Raw genomic sequence first — 13,753 nt, forward strand, 5'->3', positions numbered from 1 at the left:
CAAATAGCATTTGGGCAAAGCGGCGCTTGCTCTTGTTATTTGCTCATTATAACGACGTGTTAGGCAAGTTAGCTTAAGGAATGTTAGCTATTAGCTTGAAGCTTTACCACTTCGGCGCTCTCATCTTCTAACACGCTTTCTGCCGTTGCGCCTTTAAAGATTTTGCTAATTTTATCTTTGTTCTTCGACAGCATAATAGTGAGCTCTTCCACAGTGCTATCGTCTAATTTGATACCTTTAGCCTGAATGTAATCAGCTAAGTTGTCTGCTGCATCGAGCATTTTGTCGTACTGATCAGCCTCTTTTTTATCGGTAGTTACCAATTTCTCTACCCCTTTGTGCGTAACAACATATTGTGTGGTAATGGCCATGGTAGGTCCCCCATTAGTTAAAGACATAAAAACTGTACAGCATTTAACTGTATAAATAAACAGTATTAAGGGGAATGTTTAGGTTAAATTTAGTCCGAAGGTAGCGTATTATACTTTAGTCTAGGCTGTGTGAACTTGTCACATTTACACGTTACGCTTCAGAATGCTTATGTAAGCTGAGGAAATTAAGTATATAGGGGCGGGCTTGAATCTTGACCGTATTCCATAAAAAGGACTTCTTTAAAGGTAATGGCAATGAACGAAGCAATTCAGCGCGATATTCAAGCTATAAACGCAATTGAAGCAATACCGCATATTATGGAAATCTTAGCCAGTACGCTTCGTTTACGGTTTATCTGTGTAGCCAGAGTAACTGAAGAGGCGTGGACTATTTGCTCAGTATTAGACAATGCTGAGTTTGGGCTGTCGCCTGGCGATGAATTAGAAATAGAAACCACATTTTGTCGAACGGTTCGGGCAAACAGAAAAGAAATTGTCATCAATCATGCGTCTGCAGATAATGAATATCGTGAAAACCCTATTCCTATTATGTACGGGTTTGAAAGCTATTTCTCCTATCCTCTTTACGATGCGAAAGGTGAATTCTTTGGCACATTATGTGGGCTAGACCCTGAGCCCCGTGAGCTGCGAACCGAGGCGGTTCACGGCCAAGTCAGTGCTTTTGCGAAACTGATATCCAATCAAATATTGTTGAACGATCATATTGAGCAAACGCTTACGCAGCTTAGTGACGCAAAAAATATGGCTCGTCTGCAAGAGCAGTATATCGCCATTCTAGGCCACGATATCCGCACGCCTCTGTCTTCTATTCAAATTGGTATAAGCTTTCTAGATGACCTAATCAAAGACAGTGAGGTTGCAAGTACGGTACAAGTACCGGTTTTTAAAGCGGTATCTCGCATGAAAAATAGCGTGCAGAGAATTTCGCGCTTGATAGAAGATACGATGGATTTTACGCACACCAGAGTAGGGCAGGGCTTACCGGTCAAATTAGCAGTATCTAATAACCTTAGTCAGCAGATAAATTATACCGTAGAAGAGTTAGCCACCGCTTTCCCCAAAAGCTCAATACGTATTCATGTTGATATTACGCGACCGTTAATTTGTGATGACAAACGGATTTGCCAATTACTATCTAACCTTTTAAAAAACGCGTTAATTCATGGCGATTTGTCATACCCTGTTTACGTGAAGGTCCTAACCAATAGCAACGACTTCATTCTTAGTGTACAAAACAGCGGAACGCCCATTTCTGATGATTCTAAGGCTCGTTTATTTCAACCGTTTTGGCGTAAAGAAAGCAATAGGCAGAATGAAGGTTTAGGATTAGGTTTATTTATAGCGTCAGAGATAGCAAAAGCCCACAAGGGTACGTTGGGGGTTAATTCTGACTACAATGGTACGGAATTCACGCTGCGTTTCCCCTTGCAAACCGTTTCTTCAAATATTTTCGAAAGCTAAGCCTGAAAACGCACTGGTTGATTAACACTTGTGCAATTGCGCCAGTGCACGTATAATGCGCGCCCTTACAGCCAACCTAACTCGTTCCTTGTCTCCATACAGTCGGCTGTACTGTCGAGGCTACAACCGTAAGGAGCTATAATGCGTCATTACGAAATCGTATTTATGGTTCACCCTGATCAGAGTGAACAAGTACCTGGTATGATCGAGCGTTATACTACAATTCTTAAGCAAGACGGTGGTCAAGTTCATCGTTTAGAAGATTGGGGCCGTCGTCAACTGGCTTACCCAATTGAAAAGCTGCACAAAGCCCACTACGTACTAATCAATGCTGAAGCGACTGCAGAAGCTGTTGACGAACTGGAAAATGCTTTCCGTTTCAACGACGTGATCCTACGTAACATGGTAATGCGCACTAAGACTGCTGTGACTGAGCCTTCTCCAATGATGAAAGAAGAGCCTCGTCGTGAGCGTCGTGACGATTCTGCACCTCGCCAAGAACGCGCAGAAAAGAAAACTGAAACCACTGAAGACAACGCTTAAGGAGATCACCCATGGCTCGTTTTTTCAGACGTCGTAAGTTCTGCCGTTTCACTGCAGAAGGTGTGACTGAGATTGATTACAAAGATATCGCTACTCTTAAGAACTACATCACTGAGAGCGGTAAAATTGTCCCTAGCCGTATTACTGGTACAAGCGCAAAATATCAGCGTCAGCTGTCTTCTGCGATCAAGCGCGCACGTTTTCTTGCGTTGCTTCCGTACACTGATTCACACAAGTAATTTGGCGAATATAAGGGTTAGCTAAGATGAATATCATCCTACTAGATAAAATCGCCAACCTTGGCGGCCTGGGCGACCAAGTGACTGTTAAGTCTGGTTACGCTCGTAACTTCCTTTTCCCACAGGGTAAAGCGGTTCCTGCAACTAAAGACAACGTTGAAAAGTTCGAAGCACGTCGTGCTGAACTTGAAGCGAAGATCGCTGAGCAACTAGCTGCTGCAAACGCACGCGCTGAAAAAGTTGCTGAGCTTGCTGAAGTTACAATCGCAGCTCCTGCTGGTGACGAAGGTAAACTATTTGGCTCTGTTGGTACTCGTGACATCGCTGATGCAATCACTGCAGCTGGCGTTGAAGTACAAAAAGCAGAAGTTAAACTACCTACTGGTACTCTTCGTGAGACTGGTGAGTATGACATCGACTTACAACTTCACTCTGACGTTATCACTTCAATTAAAGTGATCATCATTGCTGAAGCGTAATCGCTGACGTATTTGAAAAAAGCCGCTCTTCGAGCGGCTTTTTTTTTTGGCCTAAATTTCATGTCGAGTATCTTGTTGCTTAAAAATAAGGGTAAAGCGAAAGTATATTGGTAGACAATTTTAAAAGTGCTTTCTGCAAATCAACTATCTAAATAGACAAGTCGTCACTACTCACTCTTCCACTCAATTACACTCAACGATACCTTCTTATTGGCTTGTTACAAATAATGGGTGGTGAATTGCAACTTACTGTTTAGACTGTGGACTTCCGTCACAAAGCTTTTATAAGCGAAGAATTAAGGGACTAAAGCAAGTGAAGCAGTATATCGCCATCTTTTTTATATCAACCTGCATGCTAGCTGGGTGCGCAACACCTAATCGAATAACAAGAGTTGATGATAGCAATGCGATAGTCGTTTACACCGATGAAAGCGGGTACGAGGACAGATTCAGCAATATTTACGACGGTTTTAAAGCATACCCCGTCACGTGCACTAATGATTGCTACCCGGCGTCTGCCGATATTGAATGTGAAAGCGACATGCAAAATTGTCAGTTTGTTGGCAACAACCCGACAGTGAACACGCACACCGGCTTTAACGTTACCTGGTTAGGGCACGCCAGTTTTCTGCTCAACACCGCAAGTGGTGAGCAAATACTTATCGACCCTGTGTTTGGGCAGTTTGATTGGCCCGTTAATTGGGCTTTTCGATTGGCGGAGGGGTTCAGCCGCAACGAACCCGCTGAGGTAGGTGAAGACAAACTCGCTCAAACCGATGCGGTAGTCTATTCCCATATTCATTATGATCATTTTAATAAAGCCGATATTGCCGAATTAGGCACAAAGCCCGAATATCTTGTTCCGTTAGGTTTCGCAGAGCACTTCCCTAATAGAGGCTATACGATTAAAGAGATGGCGTGGTATACGAGTAAAAAAACCGGCAAAACCGCTATACATTTTGTGCCCGCTCATCACTTCAGTAACCGGATTTGGGTGCCCTATTTATACGAGGATGACAATGCAACATTGTGGGGCGGTTGGGTCTTTGAACATGAAGGGAATACTTTGTTCTTTGCGGGGGATACAGGGTATTCACCACATTTCAAAGATATTAAAGCCCGCTTTGGTGACATAGATGTTTGCCTGTTACCCATAGCGTCTTATTTCAGCGAAACCTCACCTAAATGGTATCGCAAGGTTCACACCACGCCAGAGGACGCTATTGTTGCTTCCCAAGACCTTGGCTGTAAAGTCGTCGTGCCTTGGGGCTTTGGAAATGCTAGTTGGATGATGGGAGATAAAACCTCGCATTCTGCGCTATTTCGATTGATGAAAATGAAGCAACAGCTAAATACAACAATACCGTGGGTTATTCTAAATGAAGGCGAGCAGGTATCTTTTTGACAGCTGATAAGATTATCTTGCGTAACTCTAACGGAGTGGTTATTCTTTAATCTAATAAGGAATGCTTTTATATTCAGGGGATGAATTTGTTAAAGTTTGGAAGTGCCGCTTTAATTTTGTTTTCGATAGCGCTCTGCACTTACGCAGGGGTTTTCATTCACTTATCTAGCCAGAATCCCACTCGCGCGCCTGCCCCTTTCACCACGTGCTTAGATAATTGCACTATGAATTTGGAGTACCGGGTTTCTGAACCCTTTCAGCGCACAGTGGTGCAAAATACACTCAATCAAATTTTTACATCTTATATTGAAGAAGATGTGGGGTATTACGTTTCTTGTAGCGACAAACGCTGTAGGCTTTGGGTGTATGTAAACATGCCAGCAAAATTAGATCCGATTCTTCACCGTTTGGAAAATGAAGTGACACCATTACTGGACACAGATTCGCGCTATCACATTGATAACGAAGATAATGAAAGGTACTCCTTATATACCTATAGTCCAAAGCACTCGACTAACGCGCCTTAAGCGCGATTTTCGCGCACTTCTCACGCCATTCATCATCCAGAACAGTGAGTTGAGCCAGCTTTCCAGCGAGTGCTTTGTCGGCTTTGGTGTGAGCACACTGCATTAAAGTGTGAATGTTAACGGTGTCGTCTTCACGGTGAAGCAACGCTACCTCGCCACCCACGTTAATAACTCCTGTTTTAATAACACGGTAGTACCAACCAGTAATACCGCGCTCGCCCACAAATCTGTCTAAATTCGGAATGTTAAAACGCTGAGAAATCTTACTGCAAGGTGCCCGAGGCGCACTGACTTGTAACTCAACGTCGCCAAATTTCCAGATATCGCCGATATAAACGGTGGCATCGTCCATGCCCTCTACACTTATATTTTCGCCAATACTTCCTAATGAGAAGTCGCCCTCAGGGAAATGTTTTCTTAATGTAAGATAATTGGTCGGGTTGAATTGATGCAGTACCTTTTCAGGTCCTCCGTGAAGGCGTGTATTAGCTTGTTGGTCTTCATCGGTTCGATCTATGTGAACCGTAAGCGAGTTAACCGGGCTTTTGACAATGCTGCTTGGGGCTCCGCGAGGGCCCAGTGGCTTTGGCTTTCCGGCAAATAAGGCGTCAACACTAAAGGTAGGCAACATGGTCTCTCCCCAAAAATATTTTTGTCTATTTAAACCTTTCTACTATAGGGTACGACTAACCTTATAACACTCTTATACCAGTCCGCATAGATAATTACACAATCAGCGAGACTTAAAATGTTCGTAATCGCGACGTGTTACCGCAGGTATAGTGGTTCTACATCAAGGTGACACAACAAAGAATACGGACATTTTAAACTCGCCCTTCGGGAAGGTCTGGCAAGCTTCTGAGTGGGCAATTATCTATGCGGATTGGTATTTTGCTAATCAGTACCACGAATAACAAAGAGAAAATAATGGAACACACACAACAACGTGTTGTACACGCCAATGTGGTGTTCGGTAACAAAAGCGAAAATGAGCTGATATTAAAAGCGAAAAGTGGCGATAAACACGCGTTTAGAGCACTTTACGATGAGCATATTGGGCGCGTATACGCATTGTGTTATCGGCTTACCGGTGAAAAAGGGATGGCAGAAGATGCCGCGCAAGAGGTCTTCATTCAGCTTTGGAGAAAACTGAATAACTTTGATGGTCAAAGTCAGTTTTCTACGTGGCTGCACAGCGTAACCGCGAACATCACTATTTCTTACATGCGCAAGCAAAAGGGCTGGGTGCAACGCATGTTCAATTTAGAGAGTAGCGGTATCAGTGAGATGACAGCACAAAGCAGCAGTACTGACATAGATTTAGAAGCATTGGTTATTCGCCTTCCCGAAAGGGCAAGAATGGTGTTCGTACTGCACGCCCTTGAAGGTTACCGCCACGAAGATATTGCAAATATGTTGAATATGGCAGTGGGGTCGAGCAAGGCGCAGTTTTTCCGTGCCAAGCAATTATTGAAAGGCTTTATGGGAGTCGATGATGAGTGATTTTGATCAAAAGCTTGCTCAGCATATTTCTGGTTTATCCAAAGAGAAGCAACCCGAGCGGGACCTGTGGCGAGGTGTAGAGCTAGGTATAGCATCGGCTCAAGACACCCCTTCAAGCGATGACGCTTCGTCATCTACGGTTACATCAAGACAGTGGATGGCGATAGCCGCAAGCGTTTGCGTAGTCACGGTATTATGGTTCGCTGCCCCCTTTGCGTTTAACGCTGATGAAAGTCGAAGCGATGGCTATGCGCTGATTGACGCAATGAGCATGCAACAGCAGCAACAAGTAAACAGTCTGCTAGCAAGCTATCAAAGTACGCCCGCGCTTACCCAGGACTGGCAGGAGCAGTTAAAAGAATTAGACGATGCCGCAGATGTTATTAAAGCGGCGTTGAAAGACGATCCAGATAACTCAGCATTGATAAAAATGCTGCATCATGTATATCAACAACAAATTGCCTTAATTGAGCGAGTGCACGCGCCAAAGTGGCAGCAAATTTAATAAGGGCTTTAAGATGAATATAAATATGAAAAATACATTATCGGAAACATTTACGCACACGTTCAGCGCGTCTATTGGAGCTAAGCTTGTACTGGCTACTACACTGCTAAGTCTTGCCACAGCAGCGCTTGCAGGCGAAAAGGTTGATAAAACTATCGATACATCGTCATCGCCTAAAGTCGATATTGAGCATATAGACGGGAAGGCTGATATCCGCGTGTGGGATAAACCCCAAGTACGGGTGACGGGAGAACTTGGTGATCAAACGGAAGAGTTTATTTTTGAAAAACGCGGCGATGTGGTCGTTATTCACGTAGAGGTAGAGCGCCACTCAAAGAGTTGGTACCAGAAAGGTCGAGATGGAGATGACCTAATTATTTACGTGCCGGCGGCGAGCGACCTTCACTACACTGCAGTTAATGCAGATATAAATGCCAAAGGGATAACCAAAGCGGTAGATGTAGAGGTCGTAAACGGCGACGTTACCCTTGAAAACATTGGTGAACGCGTTGAGGTTGAGTCTGTAAATGGCGATATTGTGTTAAAGAACGTTAGAGGTCGGCTAGAAGCAGGAACGGTTAACGGTGATATTGAAGCTACGCACGAAGGAAGCACGCCGGTAAGTTTTACATCTGTGAATGGTAAGCTTGATATCGCATCGAGTAGCCCGGACTTGTCAGTAGAAACGGTGAATGGACGAATTGACCTCTCTTTGCAAGATGTTGATAGCCTTCAAATAAATACGGTTAATGGGCGTACCTTTGCGAAATTGGGGCTGAATGCAAATGGCAGTATTAAAGCGAATTCGGTTGGTGGGGCAATGGATTTCGTTTTCCAAAAGGGAGTATCAGTACAGTTTGATATCGAGACTCACGCAGGCGGTAATATTGTGAATAATATCAGCGATGAAAAAGCGCAAAAGCCTAAGTACGGACCTGGAAGCTGGCTGCGCTTTATTCATAACGGTGGTGATGCAAACGTCGACATTTCTACCGTACATGGCCGCATAGAAATAGACCAAAAGTGAATAAGCTATAGATAGTCTGATTGAAACTTTAGCTTGAAAAAAGCAACTTAATCCATATTTATTAATCATAAGAAGTAGTGATAATAGAAAAGCTGCGCGAAGACGCAGCTTTTTTATGTCGGCGCCAATTGGCGATGTTTGAACGTTTAATCAGAACGATAAGGAAACGAGAAAGCGCGATATTCACGCGACGTTAAGTGAACCTTTTAGAGAGCTGTTACGTTAAACTAGCTGATTTTTATAATGTTTTTAATATGGAGATAAACTTGAGTATTGTTGGACACGTCAAAAGGTTTTGGCGCTTTCATAGCTTAATCATTGGCGCGTTTGGGATATGCGCGTTCACATTAGGCTGCGCCGTTCAAGAACCTGCGTACTACGAAGGCACTTGGGTGGTTACCAAAGCTTATAACGTAGGTGTTTCTGCGCACTCGTCATCTGAGTCGGAGCAATTTTTAGGGCGCTCGGTAACGTACGCATCCGATTCCGCTAAGCTGGATCAGGCGCTTTGTGCCTCACCTGTCTATTCGTCAAAAGAAATAAGCGGCGAAGAATTTCACACAGCGTTTAAGGTCTCCCCATCTTCATTAGGCTTTAGCGACGATAGCGTGACCGAGGTAAGCTTATCTTGTGCAGAAGAAACGGCAAACATGGGGGCCACTATTTTATTCCAGGAAAATAGCCAAGCGTATACGTTAGTAGACGGCACATTTTTAAAGCTAGAGAAAACCCTTTAAGCGCTGTCCCCTTTTTAGGCTTTTAAGAGAAAAGACCCGCTTCCTTTGTTGAGAGATCAGCGTTAAAAGCGCATAATATCCAACTGACTTTTGTGCATTGGTATAGGTTTCGCTTGTGGCGTCTGCGTCTAAAAACGACAATAATGTCGAAAAATTGAAGGTTCCACCTCATAGTATAGAGGCTGAGCAGTCCGTTTTAGGCAGTATGCTCATCGACCCAGAAAGCTGGGATAAGGTTGCCGAGCTCGTTACCGATAACGATTTTTACAATCGTTCACACCAAATTATCTTCCGGGCTATCACTCGCTTACTTAACAGTAGCCAGCCTATAGACCTTATTACCGTGTCTGAAGAGCTTGAAAAGCATGACGAGCTTGAAGATGCTGGTGGCTTTGCTTATCTAGGCGAACTCGCGAAAAATACCCCAAGCTCTGCAAACGTGGTGTCGTACGCGCAAATTATTAGCGAACGCGCTATTACTCGCGAGCTTATTGGTGTAGCCCATGAAATTGCTGAAGTAGGGTATAACCCAGAAGGCAGGGATAGTGCCGATATACTCGACCTTGCTGAAAGTAAAGTCTTTGAAATTGCCGAGCGTCGAACCGGTGAAAACGAAGGCCCTCGAGACGTCGAGTCTGTGCTAGGAAAGACAATTGATCGTCTTGAAGAGTTAGTTAAAACCAATAAAGAGGTTACCGGTGTAACAACGGGCTTTACTGACTTGGATAAAATGACCAGTGGTATGCAGCCATCGGACCTAATCATTGTAGCGGCCCGTCCATCGATGGGTAAAACAACGTTCGCCATGAACTTGATTGAAAACGCGATGATGGCAGAAGAAAAGCCGGTACTTGTTTTCAGTCTGGAGATGCCCTCGGAACAAATCATGATGCGTATGTTGGCTTCATTAAGCCGCGTCGATCAAACCAAAATTCGTACCGCTCAGTTGGATGACGAAGACTGGGCCCGCATTTCTAATACCATGGCGATGCTAAAAGACAAAGATAGTTTATTTGTCGATGATTCTTCCGGCCTAACGCCTATGGATGTGCGAAGCCGAGCCCGTAAACTCGCACGAGAGCGCGGTGGTATTAGTCTTATCATGGTGGATTACCTTCAGTTAATGCGTGTGCCTTCTCTTAGCGATAACCGTACGCTAGAAATTGCGGAGATTTCACGCTCACTGAAAGCACTGGCTAAAGAGCTAGAAGTGCCGGTTGTGGCACTTTCTCAGCTTAACCGTACGCTAGAGCAACGTGCCGATAAACGCCCAGTTAACTCTGACCTTCGTGAATCCGGTTCAATTGAGCAGGATGCCGACCTTATTATGTTTATCTACCGTGATGAGGTATATCACGAAAACAGTGAATATAAAGGCATTGCGGAAATTATTATCGGTAAACAGCGTAACGGCCCTATCGGTACTTGTCGCTTAACCTTCCAAGGCCAGTTTTCACGCTTTGATAACTACGCGGGTCCCGCGATAGCCGACGACTACTAACCTTTTCTCTCTAGCGGTTAGCCTCTATGTTAGCTAGCAAATCACATGTAATAAGTAAGGTTTGTCCGCCGCGATACTGATACCGCTAGTTAAAAACTACAGACACAAAAAAGGCGCCGTTCGGCGCCTTTCTCAATTCATATCAAATGAATTATTTCTCTTCAGGTACTTTAACCGTGTCTTTAACTGTCACTGAAATGCGACGGTTTACACGATGAGCTTCGGCGTTGTTACCTTCGTCAAGAAGACGAGTTTCGCCGTAACCGATTGTATCTAAGCGAGAAGAATCGATACCATACATGTCTACCATTACTTCTTTGAAGTTAGCAGCACGACGGTCAGAAAGGTCCATGTTGTATGCTTCAGAACCTGGTGCAGAAGTGTGACCTTCAATTACCGCAGTGGTTGAAGGATACTGCTTCATGAACTCAGCAAATTCTGAAATTTCTGGATCTTTAGGCATTTTAACAACAGCACTTTCGTTGTCGAAAAGAACGCGTAGTGTAATTTCTACTGTCTCTTCGTCAAATACTGTACAGCCTTTAGCGTCTACTTTAACACCAGCAGCAGTATCTGGGCACATGTCTTTGCTATCTACAACGCCATCGTTGTCTGCATCTTTAATTGCACAGCCAGTAGCGTCTACTTTAGTGCCTGCAGGTGTATTAGGACATTGGTCAACACTGTTTAGTACACCATCGTTGTCATTGTCTACGCTACAGCCAGTTGCATCAACACGAACACCTGCTGGTGTCATTGGGCACTGGTCTTTACCGTCTACAACACCATCGTTGTCGCTGTCTTTAGGCGCTGAAGGCGTTGATTTACCGAATGGTACTGCAATACCTAACTTGATGCTGTAGTCGTTGTAGTCTTCACCAAAGTCGTGGTAAGCCGCGATTTCAGTTACTAGCTTAACATCTTCATGTATGTCCCAGTGTTTACCGATACCAATGTTACCTAGTGTTGTTGACTCACCTACTGCTTGGCGTTTAACACCACCAAATACGAACCATGCGTCGTCAGGCATGAAATATAGCGCATCTACGCCAACCATTTCACCGCTTTCGTCGCCGCCGCCTACGTAGTCAAGATCAAGTGCTGTAAATTCAACACGTGCTGCCCAGCTTTGAGTGAAACGGAAACCGTATTCAAAAGCTACGCCGCGACCGTCATCATAAACACCGTCTTCAGTTAAAGAAAGTGGACGAGAGTCGTCAGTGTTGTAGTACATGCCAGATAGACCAAACCAGTTTTTGTACTCTGGTTCAGAAGAATCTTGTGCGAATGCACTTGTTGAAGAAAGCACAGCAAGAGATAGCGCTGCCATTTTAAAGTGTTGTTTCATAGTCACATCCTGTTTAACGTTGAGTGATTATCGATTTTTGATAATTTTTTATCGTGCTTAACGTAAAATGTTAGCACAAACTATGCCATTTATAATATGGGTTAGGCTGCGATCCCTTGTAATGTGGCAATAATTGTTCGTCTTCCACCATGATCTCGGTGTTCACCGAGCATGATACCCTGCCATGTGCCAAGCGCAAGTGCGCCTTGTTGGACAGGAATAGTAAGCTGACACCCTAGTATACTCGATTTTAGGTGAGCTGGCATATCATCTTTACCTTCATAAGTATGCCTGAAAAAAGAAAGCTCTTCCTTTACACTATGGTTGAAGAAAGCCTCCATATCTTGTCGAACAGTAGGGTCGGCATTTTCATTAATGGTTAAGCTCGCACTGGTGTGCTGAAGAAATAAATGTAAAAGCCCAACTTCCACACGACGAATACCAGGTAGCGCGGCTTCCACTTGTTGTGTGATTAAGTGGAAACCTCTGGGATAGCTGTCGAGTGTAATTTTTTCAGACTGCCAGAAATTATTTATCAAAACAGATTTCCAAGTGCGCGAGCCCTTCATCGCACATGAAAGGCAGAATAATTTTTGCACCGTCTACTTGGTGGCTTATCGTGTGTTGCTTTCCCGACACGACAATAGGCGTGGCCATGCCGAACTCATAACCGCGTTCTGCAAGATCTCGTTTTGCGTTACCGCAAATCATGTTGGTGACCTCGCCCACCATATCGCCCACTTCTGCGTCGAGTTTCTCAGGGCGTTCTCCTACCATTCTTTCCATAATGGTAAGGGCTAGCGACTCATCAAAAGTAATAGACATTGAGCCCCGTACGTCAGGACCTACCATGCCAATCAAGCCAGAGACATCGCCTTTGGCAATATCGCTCTGCTTACGTTTCGGCTTTCCCGGCGTTAGCTTGGTTTGTGCCATGGTTTCAAGCACATTTAACAGCCCACCAATAAACGGGTTCACAAAATCAGCATTCATTTACACTCTCCTGGGCAGCGTGATCTTCCGTTTGTTGACAATCGGCGCACAATCCATGGGCCTCAATAGTTTGTTTCGATACTTTGAAGCCATGCTGCTGAGCTTGACTCTCTAGTGTGTCTTGTAATCCTTCAGACTGTATCTCAGCTACGTCGCCGCAGCTATCACAAATTAAGAACTGAACGGGGTGGTTACAACCAAAATGGTAGCAGGCTACAAAAGCGTTAGTAGACTCCAGCCGATGAATAAACCCAAAGTCGAGTAGGAAGTCGAGGGCGCGATAGACTGTCGCTGGTTTGGCACTAGATTCTGTTTCTTTTAAAGAGTCGAGAAGTTCATAAGCACCCATGGGGCCGTGCTTTGAAACAAGAATTTCGTATACTTTCTCTCGAAGCGGAGTAAATCTGGCGCCGCGTTGTTCGCAGTACGCTCGTGCCTTATGAATAAGTGTGGTTTTGTTCATTGATAATAACCGTAAACTCGACTTTCATTGTTATATTAAAGCGTTACTTCTGGATCACGTTTATTTGTGTGTACATGAGCAATTAACTCATCTTCCAAGGCAAAGCGCTCTTCTAATGTTTCACCGAGCTGAGCTAATGCAGCGTCAAACCCAGCGGCCTGCTCAGGTGTTACTGCTTGCGCAAACGTATCATTAAATGCGAGTGCTGCGTCGGTGGTTTTTGTCAATTTGGGGTAAAGCTTATCTTTTAAATCAAGGCCTTCGTCGTCGTCTTCTACGAGAATATCGAAAACTTCAAAGTGCCCTGCAGACAGATAATCGAGTAGTGCGCTGCAAAAATTAGCAATCTCATCGGCATCGGGTAAAGATTCGCTCTGCTTGTTGATGCCAGCTAGTTCACAGAACGAGACCAATAATGCCTGTCTGTCCATCAACCAGCGGTCAACTACTTGGCTTTTTCCACCCCATCTGGATTTAACGCTTTCTAACTGTTGCAACATTTCGATGTGCTACCTGTTTAGCGACAATAAGCTTCAGTATAACACTGTGCACTAGTGACACAAATTTTGCGCGAAAAAGTTCGTTGTTAAAACACGGCGTTGCAGACCAAGACTGTGCGTATATAGTGTA

Annotated in this window: 18 protein-coding genes; 11 read left to right on the forward strand and 7 right to left on the reverse strand. The window is 44.4% G+C overall.

Features of this window, described 5'->3' with window-relative positions; all coding sequences use genetic code 11:
* Positions 1-83: 83 nt before the first annotated feature.
* A complete protein-coding gene (locus tag ACTRWF_RS10570) occupies positions 84-371 on the reverse strand; it encodes a YebG family protein (RefSeq protein WP_015068374.1) in 288 nt (95 codons plus the stop codon).
* Between the two features lie 255 nt (positions 372-626).
* On the opposite strand from ACTRWF_RS10570, the gene ACTRWF_RS10575 reads away from it, so the two are divergent.
* From ACTRWF_RS10575 to ACTRWF_RS10600, 6 genes are all read left to right on the forward strand, one after another.
* Positions 627-1,853: an ATP-binding protein gene (locus ACTRWF_RS10575; RefSeq protein WP_462835533.1), complete on the forward strand. Its 1,227-nt coding sequence runs from the start codon at positions 627-629 to the stop codon at positions 1,851-1,853.
* A gap of 141 nt (positions 1,854-1,994) precedes the next feature.
* Positions 1,995-2,396, forward strand: a complete 402-nt coding sequence (gene rpsF, locus ACTRWF_RS10580; RefSeq protein ID WP_012519955.1) for a 30S ribosomal protein S6 — start codon at positions 1,995-1,997, stop codon at positions 2,394-2,396.
* A gap of 11 nt (positions 2,397-2,407) precedes the next feature.
* Positions 2,408-2,635, forward strand: coding sequence for a 30S ribosomal protein S18 (gene rpsR, locus ACTRWF_RS10585; protein ID WP_012519954.1), 228 nt, complete (start codon positions 2,408-2,410; stop codon positions 2,633-2,635).
* A gap of 26 nt (positions 2,636-2,661) precedes the next feature.
* Positions 2,662-3,114, forward strand: a complete 453-nt coding sequence (gene rplI, locus ACTRWF_RS10590; RefSeq protein ID WP_012519953.1) for a 50S ribosomal protein L9 — start codon at positions 2,662-2,664, stop codon at positions 3,112-3,114.
* Between the two features lie 352 nt (positions 3,115-3,466).
* Complete coding sequence (locus tag ACTRWF_RS10595) at positions 3,467-4,519, forward strand: MBL fold metallo-hydrolase (RefSeq protein WP_043960357.1); 1,053 nt, start codon at positions 3,467-3,469, stop codon at positions 4,517-4,519.
* A gap of 224 nt (positions 4,520-4,743) precedes the next feature.
* The gene (locus ACTRWF_RS10600; RefSeq protein ID WP_278385966.1) at positions 4,744-5,046 is read left to right on the forward strand and encodes a hypothetical protein; all 303 of its coding nucleotides are present in this window, start codon (positions 4,744-4,746) and stop codon (positions 5,044-5,046) included.
* On the opposite strand, the gene ACTRWF_RS10605 is transcribed toward ACTRWF_RS10600, so the two are convergent.
* Positions 5,033-5,677, reverse strand: a complete 645-nt coding sequence (locus ACTRWF_RS10605) for an MOSC domain-containing protein (RefSeq protein ID WP_015068370.1) — start codon at positions 5,675-5,677, stop codon at positions 5,033-5,035. The genes ACTRWF_RS10600 and ACTRWF_RS10605 overlap by 14 nt on opposite strands.
* A 296-nt stretch (positions 5,678-5,973) precedes the next feature.
* Between ACTRWF_RS10605 and ACTRWF_RS10610 the strand changes: the two genes are divergently transcribed.
* The 5 genes from ACTRWF_RS10610 to dnaB all read left to right on the forward strand — a co-directional run bounded on the left by ACTRWF_RS10610 (position 5,974) and on the right by dnaB (position 10,319).
* Positions 5,974-6,549, forward strand: coding sequence for an RNA polymerase sigma factor (locus tag ACTRWF_RS10610; protein WP_015068369.1), 576 nt, complete (start codon positions 5,974-5,976; stop codon positions 6,547-6,549).
* The gene (locus tag ACTRWF_RS10615; protein ID WP_015068368.1) at positions 6,542-7,054 is read left to right on the forward strand and encodes a hypothetical protein; all 513 of its coding nucleotides are present in this window, start codon (positions 6,542-6,544) and stop codon (positions 7,052-7,054) included. The genes ACTRWF_RS10610 and ACTRWF_RS10615 overlap by 8 nt, the downstream gene beginning before the upstream one ends.
* A 13-nt stretch (positions 7,055-7,067) precedes the next feature.
* On the forward strand, positions 7,068-8,081 hold the full coding sequence (locus ACTRWF_RS10620) for a DUF4097 family beta strand repeat-containing protein (protein WP_015068367.1): 1,014 nt from the start codon (positions 7,068-7,070) through the stop codon (positions 8,079-8,081).
* Between the two features lie 266 nt (positions 8,082-8,347).
* Positions 8,348-8,818: a hypothetical protein gene (locus tag ACTRWF_RS10625; protein ID WP_015068366.1), complete on the forward strand. Its 471-nt coding sequence runs from the start codon at positions 8,348-8,350 to the stop codon at positions 8,816-8,818.
* A gap of 115 nt (positions 8,819-8,933) precedes the next feature.
* On the forward strand, positions 8,934-10,319 hold the full coding sequence (dnaB, locus tag ACTRWF_RS10630) for a replicative DNA helicase (RefSeq protein WP_015068365.1): 1,386 nt from the start codon (positions 8,934-8,936) through the stop codon (positions 10,317-10,319).
* A gap of 151 nt (positions 10,320-10,470) precedes the next feature.
* Here dnaB and ACTRWF_RS10635 read toward each other — a convergent pair whose 3' ends face one another.
* The 5 genes from ACTRWF_RS10635 to ACTRWF_RS10655 form a co-directional block, all read right to left on the reverse strand.
* Positions 10,471-11,667: an OmpA family protein gene (locus tag ACTRWF_RS10635; protein WP_015068364.1), complete on the reverse strand. Its 1,197-nt coding sequence runs from the start codon at positions 11,665-11,667 to the stop codon at positions 10,471-10,473.
* 101 nt (positions 11,668-11,768) lie between these two features.
* Entirely contained in the window at positions 11,769-12,206 is a 438-nt protein-coding gene (locus tag ACTRWF_RS10640; RefSeq protein ID WP_015068363.1) for a secondary thiamine-phosphate synthase enzyme YjbQ, read from the reverse strand.
* Positions 12,196-12,660, reverse strand: coding sequence for a chemotaxis protein CheX (locus ACTRWF_RS10645; protein ID WP_015068362.1), 465 nt, complete (start codon positions 12,658-12,660; stop codon positions 12,196-12,198). Before ACTRWF_RS10645 ends, ACTRWF_RS10640 begins: the two co-directional genes overlap by 11 nt.
* On the reverse strand, positions 12,650-13,123 hold the full coding sequence (locus ACTRWF_RS10650) for a transcriptional repressor (protein WP_015068361.1): 474 nt from the start codon (positions 13,121-13,123) through the stop codon (positions 12,650-12,652). Before ACTRWF_RS10650 ends, ACTRWF_RS10645 begins: the two co-directional genes overlap by 11 nt.
* Before the next feature lie 35 nt (positions 13,124-13,158).
* The gene (locus ACTRWF_RS10655) at positions 13,159-13,623 is read right to left on the reverse strand and encodes an Rsd/AlgQ family anti-sigma factor (protein WP_015068360.1); all 465 of its coding nucleotides are present in this window, start codon (positions 13,621-13,623) and stop codon (positions 13,159-13,161) included.
* Between the last annotated feature and the right edge of the window lie 130 nt (positions 13,624-13,753).

Source organism: Alteromonas sp. G5_S2_22_S1, from assembly GCF_054968525.1.

Bases quoted from the DNA above. Each gene is read 5' to 3' on its own strand.
- ACTRWF_RS10570 (WP_015068374.1), bottom strand. From the start codon at position 371: ATGGCCATTACCACACAATATGTTGTTACGCACAAAGGGGTAGAGAAA.
- ACTRWF_RS10575 (WP_462835533.1), top strand. From the start codon at position 627: ATGAACGAAGCAATTCAGCGCGATATTCAAGCTATAAACGCAATTGAA.
- rpsF (WP_012519955.1), top strand. From the start codon at position 1,995: ATGCGTCATTACGAAATCGTATTTATGGTTCACCCTGATCAGAGTGAA.
- rpsR (WP_012519954.1), top strand. From the start codon at position 2,408: ATGGCTCGTTTTTTCAGACGTCGTAAGTTCTGCCGTTTCACTGCAGAA.
- rplI (WP_012519953.1), top strand. From the start codon at position 2,662: ATGAATATCATCCTACTAGATAAAATCGCCAACCTTGGCGGCCTGGGC.
- ACTRWF_RS10595 (WP_043960357.1), top strand. From the start codon at position 3,467: ATGCTAGCTGGGTGCGCAACACCTAATCGAATAACAAGAGTTGATGAT.
- ACTRWF_RS10600 (WP_278385966.1), top strand. From the start codon at position 4,744: ATGAATTTGGAGTACCGGGTTTCTGAACCCTTTCAGCGCACAGTGGTG.
- ACTRWF_RS10605 (WP_015068370.1), bottom strand. From the start codon at position 5,677: ATGTTGCCTACCTTTAGTGTTGACGCCTTATTTGCCGGAAAGCCAAAG.
- ACTRWF_RS10610 (WP_015068369.1), top strand. From the start codon at position 5,974: ATGGAACACACACAACAACGTGTTGTACACGCCAATGTGGTGTTCGGT.
- ACTRWF_RS10615 (WP_015068368.1), top strand. From the start codon at position 6,542: ATGAGTGATTTTGATCAAAAGCTTGCTCAGCATATTTCTGGTTTATCC.
- ACTRWF_RS10620 (WP_015068367.1), top strand. From the start codon at position 7,068: ATGAATATAAATATGAAAAATACATTATCGGAAACATTTACGCACACG.
- ACTRWF_RS10635 (WP_015068364.1), bottom strand. From the start codon at position 11,667: ATGAAACAACACTTTAAAATGGCAGCGCTATCTCTTGCTGTGCTTTCT.
- ACTRWF_RS10645 (WP_015068362.1), bottom strand. From the start codon at position 12,660: ATGAATGCTGATTTTGTGAACCCGTTTATTGGTGGGCTGTTAAATGTG.
- ACTRWF_RS10650 (WP_015068361.1), bottom strand. From the start codon at position 13,123: ATGAACAAAACCACACTTATTCATAAGGCACGAGCGTACTGCGAACAA.
- ACTRWF_RS10655 (WP_015068360.1), bottom strand. From the start codon at position 13,623: ATGTTGCAACAGTTAGAAAGCGTTAAATCCAGATGGGGTGGAAAAAGC.